Below are 24,694 nucleotides of genomic sequence, written 5' to 3' on the forward strand. Positions count from 1 at the left end.
TCCGGAACGGGATCCAGGGCATCGACCCAGGTCAGCCCAACGACAAGAGCCCCGGCACGGAACCGGGGCTCTCAGGCTAGCGGCCAAGGGCCGCGTCCATCCGTTGGAACCATCGCCCGTCGTCACCGTCGAGGCAATGCGCGTAGATCCGTTGGAGGACCTCCACGCTGTGGCCGGCCCACTCGGCGACGTAGACGGCCGGGACACCGGCGTTCAGCCGCCACGAGACGCCCGCGTGACGGAAGTCGTACGGCTTGCCGGCAAGGGGCGTCTTGACCTGCTTCGGCGTCAGCGCCTTCTGCCGGGCCAGGTTCAGCACCCGCCACAGGGTCGAAGGTTGGTAGACGCCGCCCCGGTAGGTGCGGAACAGCCTGCCGTCAAGCCCGGCCCCGTACGTGTCGATGTGCTCCCGGAGCAGCTCGACCAGCTCCGGCGGGATCGGGACGCGGCGGACCGTGTCCTTGGGACGGCCCTTGAGCCCGCGCGTCTCATGAACTTCCCCGTTGTCCGTCCACCGCCTACCGGCCGCCGACTTGACCTCTTCCAGCTCCAGCAGGCCCCACCCCTCAGCGGGCAAGGTGCAGTCGTCCTTGCGGAGGTTGATCGCCTCAGACGGCCGCAGCATGGCGTAATACATGCAGCCGAAGAGCGCCACGAGTCGAGGCCCTTGGGTCTTGCCGACTTGACGGACGGCTTCCAGGAGCGCGGCCACCTGGTCGGGGTTGGGCACCCTTCGCCGGTCGATCGCGTGAACGACCTCCGGCGGCTTCCAATCCACCTCGTCGGGGGTGTCGAGCGGATTTGCCGAAAGTTGCTTCTCTCGGACGGCGTACTTCAGCGCGCCGTAGAAGCCGCGCCGACGCCGCCGGTAGTACTGCGGTTTCGACGGCTTTCCGTTGAGGTTCATCGCGCAGGCGTCCAGAGCCTTCGCGACCGTCCTTGCCTCTTCGAGCGCGGACACGGGCACCGACGCCTTTTCCAGCCACCGCAGGGCAGCCGCGATTTCCTCCGGCTTGTCGGATTCCCGCCGAGGAGGGTTGAACGCCCAATTGCGCAACGCCAGCCGGAGGGTCTTCGGGTCGGGTGCGCCCCGCTGGCTCTTGACCAGGACGGGCGTCACCGCCATCAGGCCCTCAACGACCGAGACACGACCCTTGGCAGCCAGCCGAGGCCACTTGTCGTCAATGAACGCGCAGGCCAGCTTGTACCAGGTCATGGACGACCGCTCACGCCGCATCGAGTCGGGCAGGCCGGTCTCCACGTCGAACGGCTCCCGCTCGGCCGCCGACATCAGCCGGCCCCGGAAACGATCTGCTTGAGACTTCCGCGTGAACGTTTCGGACTTCTCGCGACCCGCCACCGTCCAACGCACCGTGTACGAGCGGACGACACGCTTACCGCTCTTCTCGGTATAGTTCGGCCGAATCTCCCAGAACCGAATCCTGTTCGACTTCACGCCGCATCCTCCCGAAGGGATTCCATCCAGGTCCGGAAATCGTCACGGCGAATCAGCAACTCGCGATTCGGGAGCTGATGACAGACCGGAGCTATGCCCAGTTCGCGCCAGCGGTAGAAGGTCCGGCGAGAGACACCGCCGATCTTGGCCAAGAACTCGGTAACGGTCATGTACTCGTCATCGTCCGCGGTCACGCTGCCTCCGGGATTGCCGAAAGTTCAGTGATCGTCTGGGTTGCTTGGTCGAGTTGGGCGCGTCGCTGTAGGCGTTCGTCGATCAGGTGGAGGAGCCGTTCGTCCAGGGGTCTGACGTCGGGGTCGCCGGGTCCGGCGCGCTCCCAGGCGTAGACGCCGTTCGGGTCCTCGGGCCGGGTTGCCGAAATCCCGGCCTCCGCGAGGCGGGCCAGGACCCACGCCTTGCGGTCGGCTTTGTGGTCGGCGAGGGTTTTGCCGGACCAGCGGCGGGAGACCAGGACGCGCCGGCCTCCGTAGCCGAGGTGTTCGCGGCGGTGGGCTTTGCCCTTGCAGAAGCCGGGGACCAGGCCGGGCCGGGGGTTTTTGGGCTGGACGCCGTAGCGCAGCCAGTTCGCGCACGTCGGGGAGCACGGTTCGTAGCGGAGCGCGTCGGCCAGTCGCTCGACGTGTGCCCGCTGCGCGTCGGTCTCGGCCGTGTGGCAGTCGGCGACGCTTTTGATCAGGTACTTGGTCAGGTAGCCGATGCAGCGCCGCGCATCGGGCGTGTCCGCAAGCACGCCCTCCGCGTGGACCTGTTCGCCGAACCGGGCCACGTGCAGGGGTTCGGCCGCGTCGTCCTGGCTGATCGCGTCCAGCGCCTCGTCCCAGGTGGGCAGGACCGCGCCGGTATCACGGTCGATGTAGCCGCCGATCTCCTCGACGCCGTCTGTCTCGCCGGTTCGGGCTGCCGGGTCCCAGACCGGGAGTCGCCCGTTGGGGTGGACGATGCGGTCGGTGGGTGGCCACCACACCTGGTGGTAGGTGGCCGCCGCCACCTGACGCAGTTCCGCGCGGGAGATGGTGCCGCGGATCGCCATGTGCAGGTGGGGGGCGAGGCGGCGTTGGGGTTCGACGGTGGCGAAGTACTGCACGTCGAAGCCGACGAACCGGCGCAGGTTCTGCACGAACCGGTCCACCAGCTTGGAGAAGTGCACAGCGTCCCGCGCCGCCCGCCGATAGTCGTACGTCGTCGGATCGACCGGCGTCCCGTCGCTCTTGACCTTGCCGTAGCTGTCGAGGGTGAGGGTCAGGAAGATCGACGGCCGGAACGTCCTGCCGCCACGGCCGAGGAAGGTCCGGCCGACGGTGCGGTTCTCCACCGGCCGCCGGGGCAGGTCGGGTACATCCTGACGCCGCCGGGTCGAGCGCACCCGACGTGGGGAGCGGTCACCGGTGCGCAGGGTGCCGGCCACCCCCGCCCGCTCGATCTCCCGATCGAGTTCGACCAGGAGGCCATCCCAGAACGCCAGGTCCCCGCCGTCGTCCGGCCCGTGGACCTCGACCCGATCCCGCCGGGCCTGGGCCTTGGCGCGCAACTCGATCAGGTAGCGCTGTTCGGCATCCGGGTCGGCCCGCTCGATCACCGGCTCACTGTCGAGGTGCCAGCCCTGGGCGCACTGCACCGCGCGGAGCTTGCGCTTGCGTTCGGCGCAGGTCGGGCACACCGAGGCGAGGGTGTGCCCGCAGGGCACGTCGATGCGTTCGGTTTCGCCGGTGTGCAGGTTGACCCGGCGCATCGGTACCGGCCGGATGCACACGCCGTGTTCGATGGCGACGGCCTTGACGACCTCCCGGGCCAGCGGGGGCCGCACCTTCACCGGCCCGGGGTTGGGGGTGGTCACGCGACCTCCCGCGCGTCCACACCGCCCGTGGCCCAAGCGACCATGGCGCGGATGTCGGCATCGGAGACATACGCCGCGCGCACCCGCACCGGGTCCGGGCAACTCTCCAACCGCACGAACCCGACCCCCGCGCCGATCTCCGGAACGCTGGAGATCTGATCGGCCAGCGCGCCCCGATCGCGCGCCCCGTCGCCGAGGACCATGTCCACCTGCTCGTCCTCGTCCAGCCGCAACGCGATCCGGTCGGGGAACAGGTTGCGCAGGTTGTTGACCTCCTTGCGCGCGTCCTGCTGCGCCCCGATCACGCAGTAGCCCACCGACCGGCCCTGCGTGGTCAGCACCGCCAACGCCGACTCCGCCCGCTTACGCAGGTCGCGTTCGGGGCTGTAGGCGGTCAGGAACGCCAGCTCATCCACAATGATCAGCCGGAACGGATGCTCCACCGTGGGCACGAACGACCGGGTCAGCCCGGCGAACTCCTCCGCCCGCGCGTTCATGTCCGATGCGGCCTCTTCCAAGAGCTTGACCATGCCGCCGGACGGGTCGGAGGAGTACCGGCCGAACCGCTCGAACAACACACGGCCGTAGGACAGTTCCATCCGCTTGGGGTCGATCGCCCACACCTCGACCAGCCCCGCGACCATCAGCGGCAGCACCCCGCGCACCGCCGACCACAGCACCGACCCCTTGCCGGAGCCGGTCGCGCCCGCGATCAGGACATGCGTGCCCAGCAGCCGCAGCCGCCACGGCGACCCGTCTTCCTGGCGTCCGACCGGCACCGCCCGCAGATCCACCGCCGCCGCGTCCAGCAGTGGCAGCGCCGGGAGCGGGGAGGCCAGGGCGTCGATGCGGACGAACTCCAGCCACACCCGCCCCGGCCGATCGCCGTCACGGACCCGCACCAGGGTGGCGCCGAAGCCGTGCGCCAGGTTCGCCGCCGCCCTCTCCCAGACATCGGGAGCCTGCCCCTTGAGCATGACCACGAGCACCCGGTCCGACGTCGGCCCCGCCACGACCGTACGCAGCGTCGGCAGGTACTCCCGGCCCCGGTGCATCTTGGTCAGCCCGGCGGTGACGAGCACCGGTTGCCAGTGCCGCCGGTACACCCACCAGCCCCGCCACCGCGACCGGACCGGACGCACCACCCAGCGCACGAACGACGGCCGATCCGCCACCGCCCACGAGGCCAGGCCGAGCCCGGCCAGGACGGCCAGCAGGGCGGGGACGTGCCAGCCGTAGCGGACGCCCAGCCAGCCGGCCCCGGCCGCCGCCCCGACCGCGATCGGGTGCCGGACGCAGAAGGCCAGCAGCCGGGCCAGGAGGCGCAGCAGGCCGACGAGCAGGACCAGGCCCTCGGGCATGCGCCACACCGGAGGCGCCCACTTGGGCGCGGCGAACGGGTCGCGTTGCGCCTCGACCGCCACGTTCTCACCCGGCTTGACCTTGCGGAACTCCCACGACATACGCTGATCACCTCTCTTCGAGCTGTGGTTTGGGGAGAGAGACCGGGGCGGCTGGAGGTGCCAGCTCCAGCCGCCCCACCCTGCTCGTCAGACCGCCGACCGGCCCGCGCCGGAGGAGGGTGCGTTCTGGTCGTGCAGGCGCTCGACGTCGGTGACGTAGGAGGTGACCGCCTCCAGCAGTGCCCGAGCCGTCGCGACGTCCCCGGCGGTCACCCGACCCGGCTTGTCCGGGGTGAGCATCACGTTGACGCCGCCGTGGGAGATGGCCAGCACCGGTTCCGCTCCCTCCGGATGGGTCACGCAGAAGGCCCGGCAGTTGGCCCGCTCGTCCAAGGGCAGCGTGATCGAGGCATTGGGGTCACGGCCGGGAAGATCGACGTTCACCGAGATGCGCGAGCGTCCCATCAGGCCGCGTCCTTACCGGCCGGACGAGCGGCCCGGCCCGCGCCGCCGGGAGCCTGCACACCGGTGGCCCGGTAGGAGTAGGCCACCCGGGTGATCGGCTCACCCTTGGGGTTCTTGCCGGCCTGCTCCACGTACGGGGTGACGGTCATGCCGGTGAACTCCACGGGGCGGACCGGTGAACTCCACGGGGCGGAACGGCCCCATCACCGGCTCCGGCAGCACCGGGCACACCTTGGCCAGCACCCGCACCCGGATCGCCGACGCCTTGTGCTTGGCCGCCGGGTCAGCGTCGTAGACGTTCACCACCCACACCGGCAGACCGGTCTCCTTGTCGGTCTCCTGCCGCTTGGTGTCGTAGTTCTCCAACGGCTGAGCCGCGTCGGTCGCGAACACCCCGTGCGGGAACACCTGACCGAACTCCACCGGGATACGTCCCTGGATCGCCATCCGCACCACCTCCACTCGATCGCTTCTCGACTACTCGTATTGTCGAGTTGACCTCTAGAGTACGCGGCATCCGCCGAGCCGAAAGATGTCGTTTATGTGACTTGGGTCACAGTAGGTAGGTGTCTTCGAGGTCGTGCAGGGAGCCGGGCAGCACGACCTCCACCACCAGGACCACGCGGTCGGTGGCATCCACGACCGAGGCCAGCACGCCGAGGACCGGCTCATCGGCGGCGATGCCGAGTAGCTCTGTCTCCGGGCCGACCGGGTGACGAGCGGTGAGCGTCTCGACCACGCGGGCGAGTCGTTCGCCGGTGCCGGCGGTCAGCAGCCGCCGCAACGGTACGGTCAGCGGTCCCGCCTGCTCCAGGCCCGCCGAGCGTGCCACGTCGAGGGGCGCCCATAGCGACACCACCTCACTGGGTATCTGCGCGTCGAAGAAACCGACCGAGCGGCGCAGATGCACCCGCGCCCCCTCGACCACCCCCAGCCGGGCCGCCACCCGGGCCGGGGCCGCCTCCGGACCGACCTGGACGACCTTGACCGAGTCGTCGGTCTCCTGCCGGTCCAGTACCGCCAGGGCGGGCCGCCGTTCCTCGCGGTTCTCGGCGACCGCCCTGACGAAGGAGCCGCGGCCGTGTTCGCGTTCGATCTCACCCAGCAGGGCCATCTCCTGCAAGGACCGCACCACGGTGGGGCGGGAGACGCCGAACTCACGGACCAGATCGGCCTCCGAGGGCAGCCGGGAACCGATCGGGTAGGTACCGTCCTTGATCCGGCGGCGCAGCGTCTCCACGATCTGCACATACTTCGGCACGAACGCGCCACCAGCCGCCATCGAAACCACCCGACCACTCGACAACACGACCACCCCACACTAGCCACCCGCCCACACCCACGACCAGGACGTTCAACCAGGCCCTACAGGAAGGATCACCGATCCGTCGCACAGCACAGGGCCAGGCACACCGTCACGTGCAGATGCACCAGCGCCATGGCCGGATCTATCGGCGCATCCGCCGGAGGCGGCGACCATGCGGCACCGGCCGGGGCAGACATGACCTCGGCCATCCACTCCCGCAGCCCGCGATCAGGGCAGAACCCGGTGTGCTCGGCGGCGATGTCCTCCGGTGATCGGCCGGTCAACCGCGCCAGTTCCCCCACCCCGCGTTGCACGGTGACCGCCAGCATTCCCAAGAACCGCAATCGACCGTGCCGACGGGACAACCTGGCGGCCAGCCGCTCCACCTCCCAGAGCGCCTGTTCGGTGCGCCCGATGCCCTCGGGCCCGGCGTAAGGGATGCGCAAACCCGCCTCCAACAGCCGCCGGACATCACGTGCCGCGCTGGCCCGCCCCATCACCTCACCTCGTTACGCGGTAGTTGGGCCTCCAGGTCCGCCAGCAGGTCACCGGCGTAACGCACCCGCCGCACCGCCAACGCCCGCTCGTCCGCACTGATCGTCTGGGACGTCGTCCACGGCCCGTACACCCGGATCACCGCCCGCAGATACAGCACCTGCACGCCCACCTCACCCACGGCCGGACCGGCCCCGTCCCGCCCACTCACCGGGCCGCCCCGTTCCCGGTCAGCACCGCCGTCACCCGATCGGCCACCGCCTCCAGATCGGTGACCGGTCCGATCACCTCCGAGCTGCCGGCCCAGACGAACACCCACGCCCCACGCAGGTAGTCACAACCGACCTCCGCCATCCGATGCGCCGCCCCCACCACGGCCACATCCAGCACCGGACCGCCGTCCCGCGCAGCGATCCCGCACACCAACTCCCGCCGCCCGCACAACACCCCGTCCAACGCCACCAGATGCAACCGGCGAGGCCCGAACGCCGCCCGCACGGCCGCCGCCTCCAACCGCGCCCGATCAAAACCCACCGCCCACTCCCCTCAAACAAAGCGAGACCGGCGACGTGAGCCGATGGCCTCCCCTCCAGGTACGGCTAACCGAAGGAGTCACTTGCCGCGCCGACCATCCACCACGCCGCCGGCCCCGCAGCCCAATCAGGCCGCCGCAGCCCGCTGCGGACCCGCGCACCACGAACACGGCATCCGGCGGAACCCCGGGTCCGGGTCATCGCCCTTCACCCGCCGAACCAGCAGGCCCCGACTGGAAGAGACCAACTTCCAGCCACGGCCGCGGCAGGCGGGACAGTCCGTGGCGGCTTGCCTGTCGTTCATCCGACCTCGCTAGGTGCCGTCAGCCCATCCGAGTTGATGGACCAAGCTTGGAGGCCATCCCGGGCCACTTGAAGGCCGCTTATAGGACTTAAAGAGGACGTTTAGAGGCCGAGTATGCGGCAAGATTGAGCCGAGAGTCCTCTGAGAGGCATCTCAATGGTTAGGATGTGGCCGTTAACTACTCGTCTGGAGGTTATGTCCGATGGTTCGACCGACAGGGAACGCGCGGCTCAAGGCCGCCCGGCAGCACGCCGGGTACGCCTCGCAACAGGCGTTCGCCGATGCCCTCACCCGAGCAGCGACCACGCTGGGACTCGGCCACATCGAGGTCAGCGCCCGGCAGGTCCGGCGCTGGGAGTCGGCTTCCCCGCCGTGGCCCCGAGCCGATCACCAGCGGCTCATCGTTCACGTGCTGCAAATGCCGATCGAGCAGCTTGGTTTCACCCCGCCGTGGGACATGCCGCCCCAGGGAGCAGCCCCGGCGACAGGCCCCCAGCCGGCCCAGTACGGCAGTGGTGCCGCACTACCGTTGCCCAAGGCCGCGGTCGCCGTCCAGCCCGACACGGTAGGCGCCGACTACGCGACCATCACCGTGGCCTACCGGCGTCTGTACTGGAGCGTCCAGCCCGCACAGATGCACCCCGCCGTGGTGGAGCACACCCGGTTGGGCACGCAACTGCTGTCGGAGACCACCGGAGTGGCCCGCCGGGTACTGGCCACTGCTCTGGCCGAGTCCCTGCTACTGGCCGGACGCATCGAGTTCTTCGATCTCCGCCAGCCCGAGGAGGCCGATCAGACGTTCGTCCGCGCGCTCCAGGCCGCCGGAGAAGCCGACGAGGCACTACTAGGCGCCGCCATCCTCGCGCACGCCGCGTTCGTCCCCGGCTGGGCGGGCCGCCGCGAAGAGGCCGCCGAACGCATGCGCGCCGCCCGCACCTACGTGCGCCGAGGCCCCGCCTCCGCCGAGTTCCTCGCATGGTTGGACGCCGTCGAGGCCGAGTGCGAAACCCGTTGCGGCCACACCCGCGAGGCGCTGCGACTGATCGCCCACGGGGAAGAGGTCATCACCGCAGGCAACGAGAACACCTCACCGGACTGGTTCGACTGGTTCTCACCCGTCCGCCTCGCAGCGTTCAAGGGCAACACCGAACTCAAGGCCGGCCACATCCCACAGGCCCGCGAAACCCTGACCAAGGTCCTAAAGGAACTCCCCACCGACTCTGCCAAACAGCGCAGCGTCGTCCTCGGCGACCTGGCCGCCGTCGAGGTCGCAGCCAACAACCCCGAGGCCGCATGCGCCCGCGCGGAAGAGGCCCTCGACCAGTTGGCACGCACCTGGTACGCCACCGGCATGGACCGCATCCTCGACGTCCGGCGAGACCTGCAACCGTGGGCCGACCACGAATGCGTGCGCCACCTGGACGACCGCCTCTACGGGTGGCAGACCACCCTCAGCGCTCTGAAGCGTTGAACTCCGCGATCCGGCCGGGCAGCTCCGTGAGAGAATCGATCCGCATCGTCGGCAACCGGTCCGCCTCCGGGTCGTCCTGCTGAATGATCCCCCACGGACCCCGGCGGATCAGCGCCGTCTGCAACCCCACCGCCACCGCGGGCCGGATGTCGTTGTCCAGCCGATCCCCCACATACAGGATCTCGCCCGCCTCACACGGCGCCTCCCGGACCACCGCCCCGAAGAACGCCGGATCAGGCTTGGCCACCCCCCAGTCATCGGACGTGGCCAACATGTCGCACGGCAGTTTCAGATCCCGCAGGATCCCACCCGCCCGCACCGTCTGATTACCCGCGATCCCCACCCACAGGCCGGCCTCTTGCAACTCGGCCAGCGCCGGCCGCGCATCCGGGTACAGGTCATCCTCACCGAACCACTCGGCCTGCCCCACCTCGGCCCGCTTCTCCCGCTGCTCCGTCAGGTCGAACCCCGGCGCGAACACCTGGAACGTCTCCCGGTAGTCCAACCCCCGAGCGATCACCGCCCCGAACACCGCCGAGAACGTGTGCCGAGGCACCCCCAACCAATCCGCCCAGGTCCCATACTCCCTGGTCTCGTTGACCAGACACTCACCCACATCGAACACCACAGCCCGGATCATGCAGGACAGCCTACGAGCCAGCCCCCGGAGCGACCATCTGGCCCTACTCGTCAACACCGGCTGAGCTGCCGCCGACCCGCCCGAGTGCCCTTTAGTGACCTCGAACTGCACTCGGAAATCGGGACCAGAGTTGTGCAGACTTTCTGCACGTCTTGTACGTCTTCAAGGCGGCCCGACCAGCGGGCCGCACGGGCGGTCGACTCGGCACCACGGCGACCGGCTTAGCTGAGGGCACACCGGCCGCCGGGCAAAAACCAGTCGGCTCGCCCGCAGACCAGACCGGTCCCGGCCACTCTTAGCCGCACGTAACGCTCCGGCCACCGGGTGGCTGAGCGCCTGGAGTTGAGCGTCGGTGCCGCTGACCGGCTCCCGCCTTGCGTGAGGACCCCGCGCGGAGCCTCGCGACGGGCCAATGCGGGCAGGCGGCAGCGCCAGCCCGTCCGCCACACCAAGCTACGAGGCCCCGCCCCCGCGCAAGTCCGAAACCGTCCAGCTTTGAGCACAAGGCAGCCTTGACACTTCCTGCACCCCAATCAACCCTTAGCGCCAATCGCAGGAAATATGGAGTCGATCTCCACCGACAGAAACACGATGGCAAGTCCCGCCTCAAAGGCAATATAATGCGCCCTCCCGGGAGACAAGTAGTCGCGATCGATTGCATATTCTCGTCCAACCTCTGACACACTCAAGACGTTTTGCAGTGCAGCGAGTGGATCACCATGAACAAGGCTGTTATATTTCGATACCGCGGCGACAAATTCTTTAATTACATCGTCATTCGCGCCCGGAATTAGGGTTGCCAGTCGCGTGCGCAAGCTGGGTCGTTTGCCATGCGGCCACCCGGATCTCCAAAGGACCAATGCCGCAGGGTTATGGGCTAGATAGGATAGAGTGGCCACCCGCTCAATTAGGGGCCGAAATAGCACTGATGCAGATAGAAGATAACCCTCCCCAATCAACTGCCTAATACTCTTAGCGAGACTGCTCGACGCAGGAATCAACTCCCAAGCAGCAATTTGTAGTGATGAGAGTTTGTCGGTCTGCGCACTGATGCGAGTTAGGCGTCCATCTAGCGAATCAAGCTGCTGATCCAAAAACTGGACACCTGAAACGCTCGAATAGGGATCATCGCCCAACTCCCGTCGTACGCTCACTTCATGCCCACCTCACTTTACATCTCTCGATTTTACTCCGGTTCACTCAGCGCGCTATAAACATCATGAGCTATGATGTGATGGGTAGGCCCGAGCAAAGGCTCAAGGTGTTCTTTCACTTTAGCAAGCGATATCTCTCCCTTAAGTTCCGGAATCAGGCTATACCATGCAGCACCTACTAGCCCGAACTTCTCAGGGTCTCGATGTAGATGGCTCCAGAGAGTTCGATATGCGTTCAACTCCCTTGTGACCGTTTCGTCACGCCGCAATACCCTCTGCTCGGGTAGAATTTTCCAGCGCTTACGCCAGGAGGACCGACAAGCCCGGCGGCCCGCAGGAAGCACTGAACCTCTAATATAAATAGCCCCCGATTTGCCATTGTCAGCCTGACGCTTTTTCGCCTCTTCAATGAGCGGCCAGAAATCAAAATACATATTCGCAGTAGCACCCGCCTCCAGGCGAATCACCTCATCCTTATTTCCACCACGAACCGGAACCGGAAGTCCGCTTATAGTGAAGCGCCCTCGGCGAAAAGGGTAAACCCCTTTAATGTCAAGGGACATCGCTGAGACTGATACCGCAGTTCTTCCTATGTTGGTGACTTGAATTTTGGAAACATCAACTTTCCATTTTTGAAGCCCCCGAAGCGGCAAGTCGGACCATCCCTTGTCAGGACCACTGACGACCGTCTCATGGATGTCAATCGCTGCCGGAATGAGGCGAACCTGGAGCCGAGCCCCCGAAAGTCGATACAGGACTAGTTGCCATGCAACACCAGTTGCTGTAATTGATGTACTTATAAGTGATATCACTATTGCCAAATCGGCGCGGTTCATTGATGCTCCAGCCCGGGGACACTCCAGCAGCTAGGACACTTTAAACGAAATTTGCGGTGACCACCACCGGAAGCCCTACAGTGCAGGCATGCCAGACGAGCGATACGAGCTGGAACCGATCATGGATGTCTTCGCTACAGCGCTGACCAGCCCGGAGCGGCTTTGGTCAGCGACGGAGGTCATCGTGCGCCCCTCGCCTGTACCTGCTGGGCCAGGGGTGTACGGATGGCACTTCCGGACGGCACCGTTCGCGGGCTTGTCCTCCAGTCGACTCCTGTACGTCGGCATCGCTCCGCGGCGGATGGCAACAAGGACCAGCACTCAGAACCTCCGCAAGCGGGTGCGCTACCACTTCCGTGGCAACGCTGCTGGCTCCACACTCCGGCTCACCCTTGGCTGCCTGCTCGGACTAGAGCTACGGCGTGTCGGCAGTGGGCAGCGAATGACGTTCGGCAAAGCCGGGGAGGCCACTCTCACCGCGTGGATTGCAGAGAACGCCTAGGTGTGCTGGATTGAGTACCCCGAGCCCTGGACCAAGTGCTGGTGGGCGGGCTTGCGGCTTTTACTTCACGGAGCCATAGACCTACTGCCGAATTGTGCTTTTTGGGATCAAGAGCGGCGGCGCTGCGCGCCGCCGCTGCGGCCCGCCGGCCACGCCGCCCGGCGCGTGCGGCGTGGGCGCCGGTCCCCGGGCGGCGAACCGCCGGGCCGCAGGCAGCATTGACGCCGTACATTGTCGCCAGGCTCATCGAGCGTGACCCTGGGGACTCCGCCGTCCCCAGACCCCTGCGCGCCAGAGCACTCGGCCGCGCGGCCCTGCCTGTCACAACGTCTCGCCGTTCGCGCGGCCAAGCACTCTGGACCGGGCGTGCACGGTGGCGCGGTCAGGACGTGATCAGGTGCAGGCCCTCGTGTGCGGCAAAGTCCTCGAAGTCCTTGGCGTTCAAGGTTGCCAGCGGCAGGCCGTAGGCGAGGGCGCAGGCGGCTATCCAGGAGTCGTTCGCCGGTCGGGGGCGGCCACGGCGGATCGCGGCGGCGGAGATACGGCCCCAGGTGACCGCCACGTCATCGGTGTACGGGAGGACGATCACGCCGTTCAGCCAATGGTCCAGAGCCTCACGGTTGCGGCGGCCCCACTGGCGCAGTTCGGCCCACTGGGTCAGCTCACCGAGGGTGATGAACGTGATGCAGGGCTGCTTGCCGATCAAGCGCGTCATAACCGGCGAGGGCACGCGGCGCTTGAGGCTCAGCGAAGCTACGTCAGTATCGAGGACCACCCGATCCATAAGTGATCAGGCTAGATCCGCCCGGCGCTCCGCCGCGACGTGTTCGAGGAAAGCGTCCAACTCCTCATCAGAGTCGAACACACCGTCCTGCACAAGATCATCAGCGGACCGGACCGGACGCACACCCTTGCGACGCGCCAGCTCATCGAGCGACACCGAACCACCCTGCGGAGGCTCGGCCGCATACTCTGCGCTGCCCGTCGTCACCGTCACCTCCATGGGTTGGCGCTTGTCAGGAGATCACCCTACGACCCGTCACTGACAATTATCGCCGCTCCAGCGATGCCATCACACGGACATAGCAAGATCCGGAACATGTACGGAACAGCGGAGGTGAGCTCCCATCAGCAGAGCCAAGATCATGCAGGTCAGCCCTATAGCTGGCCCTGGACGGGTCAGCGCCCTCCGGAGCCGTGTGCGCAGGTTCGAATCCTGCAGGGGGCACCCTTCAAGATCAATCTGAACCCCGGTTGACCAGGCGGAACGCTTGGCACCGGGGTTTTACGTGTACACAGCCGGGCGCTGGGCCGAGCCCTGTTCGTTTTCGGTGGTGGTCAGCCGTTATGACGTGCCGGTGGCGGCATCCGGATAACGGCGGTGCCGGTGTCCAGATCGACCTTGCTTCTGGGGGGCGCGCCGTCGCCCTCCTCCTCGCGCAGCATCAACGAGGTCTGGCGCTGGTCCAGTTCGTGGCGCTTGGCGGCGTAGTAGAGCGCGTGCAACTCGTCGATCCCCGCAGCGGCCAACGGCCGTCCGTCCTCTGATCTGCGCCACGGCAGGCGCAGGCGCCGATTGGCCGCCGATCCGATCCGGTCGATCACGGCAAGCCCGAACAACAGCAGGACCACGCCCGGTATGGACACGACGCCCATGATCCCAAGGAGGACGGTCATGTCTCCGCAACATGTCAGGTCCAGTGATCGTTCCGCTCGGAGCGACGGGCAGATGGGCTCTGCCGAACGCCACCGGCGTCTCTCGGCCACCGGCCACGGCCTGATGATCTTGGGATGGAGTGCACCGATGAGGGAGCGGCGCCCCTGCCCTTGGGCGGGCGACCCACAATGGGGTCATGGCCAAGCGTCGTGCTCGTTCCCGGTCCGTGCAGTCCTGTCCCTGTGGGTCGTCGGAGGCTTACCAGGACTGTTGTGGGCGGCTTCATCGGGGTGAGGCGCAGGCTGCGACCGCCGAGCAGCTCATGCGGTCACGGTTCAGTGCCTTCGCGGTGCAGGACGCCGGCTACCTGATCAGGAGCTGGCATCCGGCGACCCGGCCGGCCCGGGTGGACTTCGATCCGGGGCTTCGGTGGGAACGGCTGGAGGTGCTGAACAGCAGCGATGGTGGGCCGCTCAGCACCAAGGGGACGGTGGAGTTCCGCGCCCACTACACGCAGGATGGGCGCAGGGGGGAGCTGCACGAGGTCAGCCGCTTCGTGAGGCACCAGGGCGCCTGGGTCTACCTGGGCGGCGAGGTGAGCTGACCGGCGGGCCCTGGCCCCCGTGGGGACATCGATGATGTATCACCGGGGAGCCGCCTCGTTCAGGCCGGTCACCGGCCACGGCGTGCCGCTCGGCCGCGTGCGCGAGCGCTGGTCCCACGGCACCGAGCGGAGAGGACGCGATGGCCGACAGGACGATCAGGACCGTGGTGGTCGACGGCGTGGTGATCGGGGAGGGCAGCCCCAAGATCCTGGTGCCGATCACCGGTGACACGCCAGAGCGGCTGCGGGCGCAGGCGGACGCCCTGACCGGCCGTCCCGTCGACGTGGTCGAGTGGCGGGCCGACCACTTCGGGGCCCTCGCCGACACCGCCGCCGTGGTGGCCGCCGCGCGCATGCTCACCGAGCGGCTGGGCGGGAAACCGCTGCTGTTCACCTGCCGCACCACGACCGAGGGCGGCGAGGCGGAGATCGACGACGAGGCCTACGGGGAGCTCAACATCGCCGTCGCCGAGTCCGGGACGGTGGGCCTGGTCGACGTGGAATGCGAGCGTCGGCGAGACGTGGTGGAGCGGGTCCTCTCCGCCGCCCATGCGTGCGGGGTGTTCGTCATCGCCTCCAACCACGACTTCGCCGGGACGCCGGCCAAGGAGGAGATCGTCGGACGGCTGCGGGCCATGCAGCGGCTGGGCGCCGATATCTGCAAGATCGCCGTGATGCCGCACTCGGCCGCCGACGTGCTGACCCTCCTGGACGCCACCCGCACCATGCACGAGGAGCACGCCGACCGCCCGCTGATCACCATGTCCATGGGGGGCCTGGGCGTGGTGTCCCGGCTGGCGGGACGGGTCTTCGGCTCGGCGGCGACGTTCGGCATGGTCGGCACGCCCTCCGCACCGGGCCAGATCGACGTGGACGACCTGCACACCGCGCTGAGGCTGCTGGAACAGGCGGGGTGAGCCCTGTTCCCCCGGGTCGTCGCTCTGGGAGAAGGCGGGCACGGGGTGGATACGGAGCGGTCGCGCCGGGATGGCGAGACCGGCTTGTGCGGGGACCGGCACCTCAGGGCCGGCCGGAGACGGCGGGTGGTTAGGCTGCCAGCCGTGAATCCCGCCGACGAGTCCGCAGAACGCGTCTACCGCCAGTCACGGTTCGCGCCACCGCCCGGCGCCACCGAGGTGCTGCTCGTTCGGCACGGCGCCTCGCAGGCGTTCCGGCCGGGCGAGCCGTTCCCCCTGGTAGACGGGCAGGGGGACCCGGAGCTCGCGCCGGAGGGGCGCGAGCAGGCCGTCCAGGTGTGCCGGCGGCTGGCCGGTGAGCACATCGACGCCGTCTACGTCAGCTCGCTGCGCCGTACCTCGCAGACCGCCGAGCCGCTGGCACGGGCTCTCGGCCTGGTCTCCCGCGTCGAGCCCGACCTGCGCGAGGTGCACCTCGGGTCCTGGGAGGGCGGGCTGTTCCGGGTGAAGGTCGCCGAGAACGATCCGGTGGCGCTGCGGCTGTTCGCCGAGGAGCGCTGGGACGTCATCCCGGGGGCCGAGGAGGCCGAGGCGTTCGCCCGCCGGGTCCGGCAGGTGATCGACCGGCTGGCGGCGGCGCACGCCGGGCAGCGGCTGGCGGTGTTCACGCACGGCGCCTTCATCGCCCAGGCGCTCGCGCTGGCCGCCCGGTCCCGGCCGTTCGCGTTCCTGGGGGCCGACAACGCCTCGATCTCGCATCTGGTCGTGCTGGACGGGCGGTGGACCGTCCGGCGTTACAACGACACCGCCCATATCGACGGGGCGCTCGAAGCGTCCGCGGCGCCGCTGACCTGACCGGGCCGTCCGCCGTCCGCCGTCCGCCGTCCGGCCGAGTGGGCGGGCGGGCTCGAATGGCACGCCCGCCGCTCATGGCCGGCGAATTCGCCGGCCATCTCGCAAGCGGGCTTCGGCATCGGCCGTCTCCTCGGTAATGGCCAGGCCCCGGTGGCATTTCGCGGTGCGGGTACGCCGTAACCGCGACCCCCGCACGGCGCCGCGGGCAGTGCATTCGGACACGTCGGCCACCGCTTTCACGCCTATCCGATGGTCGGGCTTTGTGCCGGTGCTGAAAAGCCGCCCCTGCCCGCCGATGCCGGACCGTGCGGGTTGACCGTGGTCCGATCGATGGTTGACCGGAGGGGAAATGGGCGCGCCAGGTCGATATGGGCGGATCACTGCAACGTTCAATATGCGTGGTCGGTGCACCAAAACCACCGGTCCGCTCCCGTGAAGTGAACCGCAGTAGTAACTTGTCAATGCGGGCTGTGATGGACGCATCGCTGACCGCAGGGTTGGCGGGGCGCCACTCCCCTCCTCGCAACGGCTCGGTCCGAGCCGCTGCGAGCGCCCCGCCAACACCTATCTCAGCGTCACGCGTCCCGAAAACGTCACCGCGGTCCGCAACCCGCACGCATCAACCGGCACCGACCTGCGCGAAGCACCCGCCGCGCAGGCGGTGGGCGCCTCCCGGTCCAACCGGCTCACCAGCTCAACCGGCACGGCCGTCAGCACACGGCGGCCGTGCGCTCGGCGAGCTGGGCGGCCAGGGCGCGGCTGAGCGCGTCGTCGGCCGGTTCGCACTCCTCCAGGTAGACCAGCGCCTCGGTGAGCTCCCCAACGCTCAGCTGCCGCAGCGGCTTGCCGGCCCAGCCGGGCCGCCCGGTCCGTTCGGCGACCTCCATCTCCGCACCCCCCTTGCAATGAGCGACACTGTGAACACGAAGAGTAATGTCCCGGTCCGGTGCGGGCAACCGCGGCGACGAGACCCACTCCCCCGCCCGGAACGGTGCCGGGTGATCCAGGCGGCGATCCGAGCGCGACGGCAGGCCCATGCTTGGCCGGGAGGTGCTCGATGTGGGTGTCGGCGGTGCGCTTGGCGCTGGTGAGCCGCTCGGCGATCCGGCGGTCGGACGGTCCCTCGGCGACCAGCGCGGCGGCCCCGCGCTCCCGCCGGATCTGGCTCGGCCCGGCTCAGCCGGACCGCCTCCCGCAGCCGGGTGACCTCGGCCGGCTCATAACGGCGGTCGGCGAAGCCGGTGACCTTCGCAGGCGGCTCGCTCGCCGGGCTCGGCGGGCACCTGGGAGCTTCCGGATTGTACGGATATCTCGCAATGCCCGGAGGAGTCGGTAGCCAGTATCGCCACATCGCAAAAATGGTGACGCCGCCCGAACGGCTTCTTTACCCGTACGCCGCGCGCCCCGGCGAATGACCGGCACACATCGACCGCCGTGGACGCGGCGCGAGGCGGCGTCCCGCCGCATCTGCTCGGTGTGGCCGGGTTCTGCGGACACGGCCCGCCCTCGTGGCGGCGAAGTGGCGGCGGCCCCCGTCCGGCTCATCGCGGCGCGGACATCGCCTTCCGGAGCCGGCGGGCGACGGATTTTCCACAATGGCGGAAACGAAGCGGGCCTTTACTCGCCGGTTTTCGGAGAATCCGGCCGGCGGCGCCGTACCGAGGTCGCGGGGGCGTCCCGGCGGGGGCCGAGGTGTCCCCGCGGGCACGTTTTCGCGCCCCGATCGGACCCGTTCGTCGGTGGATCCGGGAACGCGATATTCCGGCGCCGGTGACGCGCCGGCCGCCGGGCGCCCGGCGGCCCTTCCGCCGGGGCCGTCCCGGCGGGCGAGTTGGCTGGTCAGACCCGGCAAACCGATTGGACACCGACCGGACCGCTCGGTAGTTTTCGAGTGTGGCAGACCTAGAGGAGTTGCTCCGCCGGCGGCTGGCGCCGGCGTTCGAGGCGGTGGCCGGCGACCCGGTGGATCCCGCGATCCGCCGCTCGCAGCATGCGGACTACCAGTCCGACGCGGCACTGGCCCTCGTCCGCCGGATCGGCGGCAACCCCAGGGACATCGCCGCCCGCGTAGTGGAGCGGGCCGAGCTGGACGACCTGTGCGCCAAGGTGGAGATCTCCGGCCCCGGGTTCATCAACCTGACCCTCGCCGACGACGCGCTCGGCCGGCTGTTGGCCGAGGTCGCCGCCGACGAACGGCTCGGGGTGCGCCCTGTCGAGGCCGCCGAGACCGTCACGGTCGACTACTCCGCGCCCAACGCCGCCAAGGAGATGCATGTCGGGCACCTGCGCTCGACCATCATCGGCGACGCCGTGGTGCGTCTGCTGCAGTGGCGGGGTCACACCGTGATCCGGCAGAACCATCTGGGTGACTGGGGCACCCCGTTCGGCATGCTGGTCGAGCACCTGCTCGACATCGGCGAGGCCGAGGCCGCCCACGAGCTGTCGGTCGGCGACCTGAACGCCTTCTACCAGGCCGCCCGGCGCAAGTTCGACGCCGACGAGTCCTTCCAGGAGCGCTCCCGCAGGCGGGTGGTGCTGCTGCAGAGCGGCGACGAGGCCACGCTGCGGCTGTGGCAGATGCTGATCAACGAGTCGCAGAAGTACTTCCTGGCGGTCTACGACCTGCTGGGCGCCACGCTGGGCCCCGATGACTTCTTCGGCGAGAGCCACTACAACGACCAGCTGGAGTCGGTCGTCGACGAGCTGGCCGACCTCGGGCTGCTGCGCGACAGCGAGGGCGCCAAGTGCGTCTTCCCGGCCGGGTACACCGGCCGGGAGGGCGACCCGCTGCCGCTGATCGTCCGTAAGTCCGACGGCGGTTTCGGCTACGCCGCCACCGACCTGGCCACCATCCGGCACCGGCTGCGCAAGCTGCACGCCACCCGGCTGCTGTACGTGGTGGGCCTGCCGCAGCAGATGCACCTGGGCATGGTGTTCCAGACGGCGCGGGAGGCGGGCTGGCTGGCCCCGCCGGCGCGGGCCGAGCACATCGGCTTCGGCTCCGTGCTGGGCAGTGACGGCAAGATCCTGCGGACCCGGGCGGGCGCCTCGGTGAAGCTGGTCGACCTGCTGGCCGAGGCGGTGTCCCGGGCCAGCGCGATCATCGCCGAGAAGAACCCGGACCTGGACGCCGACACCCGGGCCGCCGTCGCGCGGGCGGTCGGCATCGGCGCGGTCAAGTACGCCGACCTGTCCACCGACCGGGTCAAGGACTACGTCTTCGACTACGACCGGATGCTCTCGTTCGACGGCAACACCGCGCCGTACCTGCAGTACGCCCGCGCCCGGATCTGCTCGATCTTCCGCAGGGGCGGCGTCGAGCCGCCCCGGGACGCCGGCGCGCCGGTGCTCGCCGAGCCCGCCGAGCGGGCGCTGGCGCTGCAGTTGCTGGGCTTCGAGGGCCTGATCGCCGAAGTGTCGCAGAACCTGGAGTTCCACCGGCTGGCGCAGTATCTGTACGGCCTGGCCAGCGCGTTCACCTCGTTCTACGAGAAGTGCCCGGTGCTGCAGGCCGAGGGCGAGGTGCGTACCAGCCGGCTGGTGCTGTGCGACCTGACGGCCCGGACGCTGGAGCTGGGCCTGGGCCTGCTCGGCATCGAGAGCCCCGACCAGATGTGACCCCGACGCGGGCGGCCCCGGACACCACCGGCCGTCCGCGTCCCGTCCGGGGTCGGTCGCATGTCCTGGTGAGGGCATCGTTGCCGGAACGGGGTCACCGGAGCCTGAAGACGGGATAGCCGGGGGCGATGCGCAGCAGTTCCTCGTCGGAGGCGTCGGCGTCGACGCCCTCGAAGAAGGCGCCGACCTCCCACTTCCAGCGCTTGAGGTAGGCGCGCAGGATCGCGGGCTTGTCGGCGTCGGCGACCTCGGTGGCGGTGAAGGGCTCGACCCGGCGGCCAAGGCGCAGCTCGCCCTTGCCGTCGGCGGCGCGCAGGTTGCGCACCCAGTGGGTGTGGCCGCGCGGGGCGACCAGGTAGCGCGCATCGTCCATGGTGAGCGGGTTGACGGGGTTGCCGCGCCACTGCCCGCTCTTGCGGCCCCGCACGTACAGCATGCGGCTGCCGAACAGGCTGATCCCGTGCTTGGTCAGCCAGCCGGCGATCTTGTTGAAGACGGCGGCGGACCTGCCCGCCTCGACGTAGCGGGAACCGGCGGTCATGAGTACTCCCGGGCTCGATGTTGCGAGAGCAGTGCTCTCTCTTGAGAGCATTGAACAACAGACCGGGGGCGGCGTCAAGAGCACTGCTCTCTGTTTGGAACGGCGATCCAGCATGGGCGTCCCGGCCCTCTCCGAAGACGGAAACCGGCGGGTGCTCGCAGCGGGTGTCGTCAGGCGCTGGAGTCGCCGCGGGCGGCGGTCACCGTGGCCAGGGCGGAGTCGACGATCCGCGCCAGATGGTCGCCGTGGGCGCCGCGCCAGTAGACCTGGCCGCAGTCCACGCACCGGCCGTACACGTCGTAGCTGCGCCGGGTGCCGACCTGCAGCAGGGTCTCGACGTCGGCCTTGTCGACCGGGGCCAGCTCACCGTTGCACGCGGTGCAGCGGGTCCAGGGGCGCAGCGGCGGCGCGAAGCGTTCGAGGATGTCGCGGAGCTGGTCGTCCGGCCGGGCGCCGCGCACATAGGCGCCCAGCCACAGCGCGCGGCGCCGCAGCAGGCCGCGGTCCTGGGTCAGCAGGACGCGGCGCTCCCGGTTGGCCTGCTCCACCAGAGACGGATCGTCCATGTCGTTGTGGTAGGCGGTGTCCAGGCCGAGCAGCCGCAGCCGCCGGGCCAGCGTGCCCAGATGCACGTCCAGCAGGAACCGCGGCGCGTGCTGCCCCGGCTCCAGCGGCACCGGCTGCGGACGCGGCACGGCCGCCACGTCCACCGTCTCCCCGGCCGCGGGCTGGTAGGACGGCCCGACCGGCGCGCCGTCCACCGTCATCGGCCCGACCTCCGGCAGCGGCACGCCCAGCGACTCCACCAGATGCCCGAGCGTGGACGTCCCGTCGGGGGCCACCCGCTGGGCCTCCCGGCGGCGCCCGGCGGGCAGGAACAGGCTCAGCCGGGAGTCGAGGCGCAGCGTCACATCCGGAGTCTCCACGTCCGTAAGCCTGCCACGTCCCAGACAGGAAAAGCATTTTCGGACATATCGGCGTTCAGAGTCTCTACAGTTTCCGGACACGGGCAGGTCGCGTCCGCCTCACCCCCGCGCCGGCCGCCCGTGGAGCGACAGCCGACGATCGAGAGAAGCCATGGACCCCCAGATCCACACCCATGAGTCCACCCCCGCGAGCCGTCCCCTCGCGTCGATGACGGCCGAAACCCTGCTGACCCGTGACTTCGACTCCCGCCCCGCCCTGGTGTACGAGCGGCTGCGCGGCAAGTACGGGGCGGTGGCCCCGGTGGACCTGCTGGGCGTACCGGTCTGGCTGGTGCTCGGCTACGCCGAGGTGCTGGAGGTACTGCGCAACGACCGCGGGATATGGAGCAAGAATCCGGACGACTGGCCCGCCTTCGGCAAGGGGGAGGTTCCGGCCGACTGGCCGCTGCGGCCCACCTACGCGAGCCGTGGCGTCTCCTACTCCGAGGGCAGGGAGCACGCCGAATTCCGTGAGATGTGGTCGGCGGCACTGCGGCCGTTCCAGGACCGGTCACAGCCGCAGGCCCGCCTCCTGGAGGAGGAGGTGCGCCGGTACGCCGACGAGCTCCTCTCGCTGCTGGCCGAGAGCGGGCAGAGCGGCTGGGCCGACCTGTCGGCGCAGTACGTCCGGCCGCTGATGCTCATGGTGTGCAACCGGCTGATCGGTTTCGGGGTGGGCACCGAAGAGGCGCTCATGGACATGTGGCGGGTGACGGACGCCGGCCCCGACGCCCCGGAGGCGACGGCCCGGCTGGCCGCCATGCTCACCGAGGTCATCGTCGCCAAGCGGCAGCAGCCCGGCGACGACCTGACCTCCGCCATGCTGGCCGCCCGGGCCGACCTGCCGGTGGAGCAGCTCGCCGCCGAGATCGGCATGCTGCTGGGCGTCGTCGGCGACCTGACCGGCTCGCTGATCTGCAACACCATCGTCGAGGTGATCGTCGGGAACACCGCGGCCCGGGCCAGCCTGGCCGGCGGCATGGTCCGCGAGACGGTCAACCGGGCGGCGATGGCCAATCCCGCGAACAACAACCTGACCCTGCGGTTCGCGACCGCCGACACCGTCCTCGGCGGCACCGTCATCATGGCCGGTGACCCGGTCATGCTCTCGGTGGCCGCCGCGCACGCCGACCCCCGCTTCGCCCAGGCCCTCGATCCCTCCTCCGTGCACAGCTCCCGCGCCCATCTGGCCTGGGGCGCGGGCCCGCACCAGTGTCCGGGCGACGAGCTGGCCACCACGCTCGTGACGATCGCCGTGGAGCGGCTGTTCGAGCGGATGGCCGGGCTGGAACTGGCGCTGCCCGCCGACCAGCTGCCCTGGCGGGCCTCGCCGATCATGCGGGGGCTGCGCGCGCTGCCGGTGCGGTTCCGGCTCCGGGAGTTTCCGCCACAGGCCCCCGTCCCCGCCACGGGTGACGAGCCGAGGGCCGAGGCCGAGGGGCCGGCCGCGGGGACCGTCTCCCGGTCCACCCTGTCCCGCCTCGTGCGCGCGCTGCTCCGGCAGCGGTCCTGACGTTCTCGTCCCGGGAACGCGGCGAACGATCCGCGTTCCCGGGGCCGTTCGGCGGCGTTCCATGCCGCCTGCCGGATGCCGACTGCGAACCTTGACTGCTCCTACGGCTGAGGCCGGGGGATTCCTGGCTCACGCTGCCTGGCCGTCCGGCGGACGGTCGGGTCTTACGCGATCGGCACCAGCCGGGTTCAGACCAGCCCGGGCGAGCATCACGCGGGCGGAGTTCTTGTCCCTGGGGGAGACGGCTCCGCACGCGGTGCAGGTGTAGGTACGTTCCGACAGCGGCAGTGCGTGCTTGGTTCTCGCTCCGCACTGTCCGCAGTCCATGGTGGTGTGCGCGGGATGCACCAGGCGGATGTCTCGCCCCGTGCTTGCGCGCCATGTGGATCAGCTCGTGCTTGGTGGCCGCGATCGCCGCGTCGGCCGCCTTGCGGGCCATGGTGGTCTTGGCCAGGAAGCGCGGCCGGAAGTCCTCCACGGCGATCACATCGTGATCGCGCACGACCTTCTTGGCCCACTTGCGGGCGGTGTCGGTCCGCTGCCGGGCCACCTTCTTGTGCAGCCTCACAGCCTGCCGCCGGGCCGTGCGATACCCCTTCGACGCCGCCTGCCCCGACTTCGGCCTGCGGCGGGCCATCCTCCGCTGGTAGCGGGCCAGCCTCGCGGCCGACGTCCTGCCGTGTCCGGGGTGGGGCAGGTCGTGGTCGTCGCTGGTGGTGGTCGCGGTCTCCTGCACACCCCAGTCGATCCCGATCACACGCCCGGTTTCGGGCAGCGGCCGGGTCTGGGCGGAGACGACGAAGGAGGCGTACCAGTGGCCGAGACCGTCGCGGTAGACCCGCACCGAGGAGGGCTCGGCGGGCAGTTCGCGCGACCACACCACCGTCAGCACGATCCCCCCGGCCAGGCGCAGGCGGCCGCCCCTGAGCCGGAAACCGCGCCGCGTGTAGTTGAGCGTCGGAGCGGCCATGGCCTTCTTCTTGAACCGGGGCATCCCCGCGCGCTGCCGCATCGGCAGGCGGGCCTTGATGTCCTTGAGGGCCTTGGCGCGGGAGGCGGCGAAGTCCCGGATGATCTGCTGCTGGGGCACCGACGCCCCCTCGCGCAGCCACTCGTGCTCGGCGCGCCACCCGGTCAGCATCTTGTCCAGGCGGGCCGGACCGCATTCCTCCCCGGCCTGGTGCGCGGCGCGGGAGGTGGCGACGCACTGGTTCCACACCCAGCGGCACCGGTCCCACTCGGACTTGAGCGCGGCGAGCGCGGCCGACGACACACGGAGCCGGTAGGTGTACCGGGCGTGGCCGGCTTCCTCGGCTTCTATTGGCGTCGTCATGACGCCATTATGGCATCATGATCCGACTTTCCCTGCGGCTTCCGGACGATCTCCACACCCGGCTGGTCGCCCGCGCGCACGCCGACCGGCGGTCCCTGAACTCAGAGATCCTGCACCTGCTGGAGACCGCCCTCAACACCACCGACGACGAATCACCCGGCGGCGATACGTCTTCTCCTGCCCCGCCACGCGGGAAGCCCGATTCCTCCCCGGCCTGAAGGCCGGGGCACCCTCCGGAGATTTCGGTGACGAGACACGCCGATCATCGTGT

General features: G+C 69.2%; 28 protein-coding genes and 1 pseudogene. 8 read left to right on the forward strand and 21 right to left on the reverse strand.

All coding sequences use genetic code 11. The features are described from left to right. Positions 1-76: 76 nt before the first annotated feature. The 11 genes from C4U03_RS06770 to C4U03_RS06815 form a co-directional block, all read right to left on the reverse strand. Complete coding sequence (locus C4U03_RS06770) at positions 77-1,456, reverse strand: tyrosine-type recombinase/integrase (protein WP_200827080.1); 1,380 nt, start codon at positions 1,454-1,456, stop codon at positions 77-79. Beyond that, entirely contained in the window at positions 1,453-1,650 is a 198-nt protein-coding gene (locus C4U03_RS06775) for a helix-turn-helix transcriptional regulator (protein WP_235017679.1), read from the reverse strand. The genes C4U03_RS06770 and C4U03_RS06775 overlap by 4 nt, the downstream gene beginning before the upstream one ends. After that, the gene (locus tag C4U03_RS06780) at positions 1,647-3,311 is read right to left on the reverse strand and encodes a replication initiator (RefSeq protein ID WP_103936760.1); all 1,665 of its coding nucleotides are present in this window, start codon (positions 3,309-3,311) and stop codon (positions 1,647-1,649) included. Before C4U03_RS06780 ends, C4U03_RS06775 begins: the two co-directional genes overlap by 4 nt. Beyond that, entirely contained in the window at positions 3,308-4,774 is a 1,467-nt protein-coding gene (locus tag C4U03_RS06785; protein ID WP_235017680.1) for an FtsK/SpoIIIE domain-containing protein, read from the reverse strand. The genes C4U03_RS06780 and C4U03_RS06785 overlap by 4 nt, the downstream gene beginning before the upstream one ends. Positions 4,775-4,861: 87 nt before the next feature. Beyond that, positions 4,862-5,179, reverse strand: coding sequence for a hypothetical protein (locus C4U03_RS06790; RefSeq protein ID WP_103936761.1), 318 nt, complete (start codon positions 5,177-5,179; stop codon positions 4,862-4,864). Next, the gene (locus C4U03_RS42785; protein WP_327372389.1) at positions 5,179-5,328 is read right to left on the reverse strand and encodes a hypothetical protein; all 150 of its coding nucleotides are present in this window, start codon (positions 5,326-5,328) and stop codon (positions 5,179-5,181) included. Before C4U03_RS42785 ends, C4U03_RS06790 begins: the two co-directional genes overlap by 1 nt. After that, positions 5,279-5,626 (reverse strand): hypothetical protein, encoded by a 348-nt coding sequence (locus tag C4U03_RS06795; protein ID WP_327372391.1) that lies wholly within the window; start codon positions 5,624-5,626, stop codon positions 5,279-5,281. Before C4U03_RS06795 ends, C4U03_RS42785 begins: the two co-directional genes overlap by 50 nt. A gap of 106 nt (positions 5,627-5,732) precedes the next feature. Beyond that, the gene (locus tag C4U03_RS06800) at positions 5,733-6,461 is read right to left on the reverse strand and encodes a GntR family transcriptional regulator (RefSeq protein WP_103936762.1); all 729 of its coding nucleotides are present in this window, start codon (positions 6,459-6,461) and stop codon (positions 5,733-5,735) included. A 95-nt stretch (positions 6,462-6,556) separates the two neighbouring features. Then, positions 6,557-6,931 (reverse strand): hypothetical protein, encoded by a 375-nt coding sequence (locus C4U03_RS06805; RefSeq protein WP_146087271.1) that lies wholly within the window; start codon positions 6,929-6,931, stop codon positions 6,557-6,559. A 50-nt stretch (positions 6,932-6,981) separates the two neighbouring features. Then, positions 6,982-7,161, reverse strand: coding sequence for a hypothetical protein (locus C4U03_RS06810; RefSeq protein ID WP_146087272.1), 180 nt, complete (start codon positions 7,159-7,161; stop codon positions 6,982-6,984). A 26-nt stretch (positions 7,162-7,187) separates the two neighbouring features. Continuing rightward, positions 7,188-7,514 carry a hypothetical protein gene (locus tag C4U03_RS06815; RefSeq protein ID WP_103936765.1) on the reverse strand — a complete coding sequence of 109 codons (327 nt, stop codon included), beginning with the start codon at positions 7,512-7,514 and terminating at the stop codon, positions 7,188-7,190. 505 nt (positions 7,515-8,019) lie between these two features. On the opposite strand from C4U03_RS06815, the gene C4U03_RS06820 reads away from it, so the two are divergent. Continuing rightward, positions 8,020-9,288, forward strand: a complete 1,269-nt coding sequence (locus tag C4U03_RS06820) for a serine/threonine-protein kinase (protein WP_103936766.1) — start codon at positions 8,020-8,022, stop codon at positions 9,286-9,288. Here the strand turns inward: C4U03_RS06820 and C4U03_RS06825 are convergent. The 3 genes from C4U03_RS06825 to C4U03_RS39795 all read right to left on the reverse strand — a co-directional run bounded on the left by C4U03_RS06825 (position 9,269) and on the right by C4U03_RS39795 (position 11,918). After that, positions 9,269-9,928, reverse strand: a complete 660-nt coding sequence (locus C4U03_RS06825; protein WP_103936767.1) for an HAD family hydrolase — start codon at positions 9,926-9,928, stop codon at positions 9,269-9,271. The genes C4U03_RS06820 and C4U03_RS06825 overlap by 20 nt on opposite strands. A gap of 533 nt (positions 9,929-10,461) precedes the next feature. After that, complete coding sequence (locus C4U03_RS39790) at positions 10,462-11,082, reverse strand: hypothetical protein (protein WP_146087273.1); 621 nt, start codon at positions 11,080-11,082, stop codon at positions 10,462-10,464. A gap of 32 nt (positions 11,083-11,114) precedes the next feature. Continuing rightward, positions 11,115-11,918 carry a hypothetical protein gene (locus tag C4U03_RS39795; protein ID WP_146087274.1) on the reverse strand — a complete coding sequence of 268 codons (804 nt, stop codon included), beginning with the start codon at positions 11,916-11,918 and terminating at the stop codon, positions 11,115-11,117. Positions 11,919-12,039: 121 nt separating this feature from the next. Between C4U03_RS39795 and C4U03_RS42930 the strand changes: the two genes are divergently transcribed. Beyond that, positions 12,040-12,420: a GIY-YIG nuclease family protein gene (locus C4U03_RS42930; protein WP_407701415.1), complete on the forward strand. Its 381-nt coding sequence runs from the start codon at positions 12,040-12,042 to the stop codon at positions 12,418-12,420. A 382-nt stretch (positions 12,421-12,802) separates the two neighbouring features. On the opposite strand, the gene C4U03_RS06835 is transcribed toward C4U03_RS42930, so the two are convergent. From C4U03_RS06835 to C4U03_RS06845, 3 genes are all read right to left on the reverse strand, one after another. Beyond that, positions 12,803-13,204: a type II toxin-antitoxin system VapC family toxin gene (locus tag C4U03_RS06835; RefSeq protein ID WP_103936768.1), complete on the reverse strand. Its 402-nt coding sequence runs from the start codon at positions 13,202-13,204 to the stop codon at positions 12,803-12,805. Between the two features lie 6 nt (positions 13,205-13,210). After that, on the reverse strand, positions 13,211-13,411 hold the full coding sequence (locus C4U03_RS06840; RefSeq protein WP_146087275.1) for a hypothetical protein: 201 nt from the start codon (positions 13,409-13,411) through the stop codon (positions 13,211-13,213). 347 nt (positions 13,412-13,758) lie between these two features. After that, positions 13,759-14,097, reverse strand: a complete 339-nt coding sequence (locus C4U03_RS06845) for a DUF6191 domain-containing protein (protein WP_103936770.1) — start codon at positions 14,095-14,097, stop codon at positions 13,759-13,761. A gap of 176 nt (positions 14,098-14,273) precedes the next feature. On the opposite strand from C4U03_RS06845, the gene C4U03_RS06850 reads away from it, so the two are divergent. The 3 genes from C4U03_RS06850 (at position 14,274) to C4U03_RS06860 (ending at position 16,453) form a co-directional block, all read left to right on the forward strand. Continuing rightward, positions 14,274-14,681 (forward strand): YchJ family protein, encoded by a 408-nt coding sequence (locus C4U03_RS06850; RefSeq protein ID WP_103936771.1) that lies wholly within the window; start codon positions 14,274-14,276, stop codon positions 14,679-14,681. 140 nt (positions 14,682-14,821) lie between these two features. Beyond that, the gene (gene aroD / locus C4U03_RS06855) at positions 14,822-15,598 is read left to right on the forward strand and encodes a type I 3-dehydroquinate dehydratase (RefSeq protein WP_103936772.1); all 777 of its coding nucleotides are present in this window, start codon (positions 14,822-14,824) and stop codon (positions 15,596-15,598) included. A 144-nt stretch (positions 15,599-15,742) separates the two neighbouring features. Continuing rightward, positions 15,743-16,453: a histidine phosphatase family protein gene (locus tag C4U03_RS06860; RefSeq protein WP_103936773.1), complete on the forward strand. Its 711-nt coding sequence runs from the start codon at positions 15,743-15,745 to the stop codon at positions 16,451-16,453. Between the two features lie 710 nt (positions 16,454-17,163). On the opposite strand, the gene C4U03_RS40285 is transcribed toward C4U03_RS06860, so the two are convergent. Beyond that, the gene (locus C4U03_RS40285) at positions 17,164-17,340 is read right to left on the reverse strand and encodes a hypothetical protein (RefSeq protein ID WP_160146915.1); all 177 of its coding nucleotides are present in this window, start codon (positions 17,338-17,340) and stop codon (positions 17,164-17,166) included. Positions 17,341-18,346: 1,006 nt separating this feature from the next. On the opposite strand from C4U03_RS40285, the gene argS reads away from it, so the two are divergent. Continuing rightward, positions 18,347-20,071, forward strand: coding sequence for an arginine--tRNA ligase (gene argS, locus C4U03_RS06865; RefSeq protein ID WP_103936774.1), 1,725 nt, complete (start codon positions 18,347-18,349; stop codon positions 20,069-20,071). Positions 20,072-20,165: 94 nt separating this feature from the next. Here argS and C4U03_RS06870 read toward each other — a convergent pair whose 3' ends face one another. Both C4U03_RS06870 and C4U03_RS06875 read right to left on the reverse strand, forming a co-directional pair. Then, entirely contained in the window at positions 20,166-20,612 is a 447-nt protein-coding gene (locus tag C4U03_RS06870; protein ID WP_103936775.1) for a nitroreductase/quinone reductase family protein, read from the reverse strand. Between the two features lie 170 nt (positions 20,613-20,782). Further along, complete coding sequence (locus C4U03_RS06875; protein WP_268817491.1) at positions 20,783-21,538, reverse strand: Mut7-C RNAse domain-containing protein; 756 nt, start codon at positions 21,536-21,538, stop codon at positions 20,783-20,785. Positions 21,539-21,746: 208 nt separating this feature from the next. Between C4U03_RS06875 and C4U03_RS06880 the strand changes: the two genes are divergently transcribed. Next, the gene (locus C4U03_RS06880; protein WP_235017682.1) at positions 21,747-23,090 is read left to right on the forward strand and encodes a cytochrome P450; all 1,344 of its coding nucleotides are present in this window, start codon (positions 21,747-21,749) and stop codon (positions 23,088-23,090) included. Between the two features lie 421 nt (positions 23,091-23,511). On the opposite strand, the pseudogene C4U03_RS06885 reads toward C4U03_RS06880, so the two are convergent. Beyond that, a pseudogene (locus C4U03_RS06885) lies at positions 23,512-24,423 on the reverse strand (RNA-guided endonuclease InsQ/TnpB family protein); the annotation flags it as partial. Between the two features lie 17 nt (positions 24,424-24,440). On the opposite strand from C4U03_RS06885, the gene C4U03_RS06890 reads away from it, so the two are divergent. Then, positions 24,441-24,641, forward strand: a complete 201-nt coding sequence (locus C4U03_RS06890) for a FitA-like ribbon-helix-helix domain-containing protein (protein WP_103936778.1) — start codon at positions 24,441-24,443, stop codon at positions 24,639-24,641. Positions 24,642-24,694: the final 53 nt, after the last annotated feature.

It is taken from the genome of Thermomonospora echinospora (genome assembly GCF_900108175.1).
Taxonomy (GTDB): domain Bacteria; phylum Actinomycetota; class Actinomycetes; order Streptosporangiales; family Streptosporangiaceae; genus Thermomonospora; species Thermomonospora echinospora.